2 protein-coding genes are annotated in these 1,499 nt (G+C 62.6%); one reads left to right on the top strand and one right to left on the bottom strand.

What is annotated here, in order from left to right; genetic code table 11:
* Positions 1-132: 132 nt before the first annotated feature.
* Positions 133-549, top strand: a complete 417-nt coding sequence (locus CJ301_RS18480; RefSeq protein ID WP_173812399.1) for a MerR family transcriptional regulator — start codon at positions 133-135, stop codon at positions 547-549.
* A 132-nt stretch (positions 550-681) separates the two neighbouring features.
* Here the strand turns inward: CJ301_RS18480 and CJ301_RS18475 are convergent.
* A partial coding sequence (locus CJ301_RS18475) for a vitamin K epoxide reductase family protein (protein WP_301553825.1) occupies positions 682-1,499 on the bottom strand: 818 nt, incomplete at its 5' end.

Genomic DNA, 1,499 nt, shown 5'->3' with positions numbered 1-1,499 from the left:
GCCGCGGCCTTCCGGGACGTCTGACGCGTCCCTCGGCAATGCAGAATCCGTGGTGTCCATGCATGGTCTCCTTGCGATCATCTGCAAGGAGGCCTAAGGTCTGTAGCAGATACAGGCTCAAGGACTTTCCGAATGGGAAAAGATCACCCTTCCGTGAAGCCGATGCAGCGAGCCGCCCTTGCCCGGGCCACCGGATGCAACCTTGAGACCATTCGCTACTACGAGACGGTCGGCGTCATGCCCGATCCGCCGCGGGACCCGAACGGCTACCGCAGCTACGGTGAGGATCATGTGCGCCGATTGCGCTTCGTCATGCGCGCGCGTGATCTCGGATTTTCTCTCGAGGAGATCAGAGGGTTGCTCAGCCTCGTCGACAGCCACAACCAGACTTGTGCCGAGGTGAAGGAGATCGCCTCGGCCCATCTCAAGGATGTGCAGGACAAGATCGTCGATCTGCAACGGATTGAAAGAGCATTGAGCGACACGGTGGCGCAATGCAGCGGAACCGAGGTCCCGGAGTGCCCCGTGCTGGACGCCCTGCTGGACTGAGCGCCGGTTACTCCTGCGCGGTCGCCTCACAAACACGGCTGCCAACAGACTCAACGCCGACCCAAGCGCTGAGATATCCGCCTCGTCAACTCGACCGCATCTCGGTCCGGCGCGCAGGGATCGCCGCGAGTTTCAGACCACGTATCGGTCCCAGCTGCCGTAATGCTCCGCGCTACGCCGACCCCGAGGCAGGCTGAGAATGATCAGCGCCAAGCCGGCCAGGATGCCAACGAGGCTTCCCGGGACCGTGCCGCCACCCAGCAGCCAGGGCGCGATCACGAGCCATAGTCCGAAGCCCAGATTGAGGAAGCGCAGCGGTCGCGCGACCTCGGCCCACGCGATCACGGCGGTCGTCAGGACCAGCGCGCCTACCAGATGATCACTGCCCGCCAAGGGCATCTCGTTGCCGAAGATGGCGCGTGACAGCATCAAGAAGGCGCCGAGGGCGGCGCTGAGGCCAAGGGTCCATGGGACGGTGACACCGCGCGCGCTTTGCCGAAGCAGCTTCGTAGGCACGGCATCGAAGCTCATCGAACCTCCGCTTGTCGACCCCGGCAACGCATCGCCTTGGAAGAAGGCACGCCAGAATGGGCGGCCGCGCCGCGTATTCCAGATCATGAACTGGATCATTGCCACGATCTCGTCGAGCGAGAACGGGATCATGATCAGCATCGCCGCCGCCGCCAACAGGCAGATCGTGCAATAGGTGCCAATCGTGATCGGCTGAATGATGATGAAGTAGATGCTCACGATCCCCAATGGACCGACGACGATGCCGAAGAGCGCGACCATCCATGGCATCGTGCGCCACCGCTTTCGACTTCCCATCACCCCCATCAGGATTTCGAACATGTAGCTCATGGCGCCCAGCCCCCCGTCGGCCACCGGCCAAGCCTTGGAGACGTCGGAGGTGACGATATATTCGCTGCCGTTCAGAGCCGAAGGAGAAG

The organism is Limimaricola cinnabarinus, from assembly GCF_002723615.1.
Taxonomy (GTDB): Bacteria; Pseudomonadota; Alphaproteobacteria; order Rhodobacterales; family Rhodobacteraceae; genus Limimaricola; species Limimaricola cinnabarinus_B.
The sequence above is the reverse complement of the archived record's forward strand: the minus strand, read 5'-3'. Positions and strand labels throughout refer to the sequence as shown.

Excerpts from the sequence above, each read along its gene's own strand:
- CJ301_RS18480 (WP_173812399.1), top strand. The coding sequence starts at position 133 with ATGGGAAAAGATCACCCTTCCGTGAAGCCGATGCAGCGAGCCGCCCTT.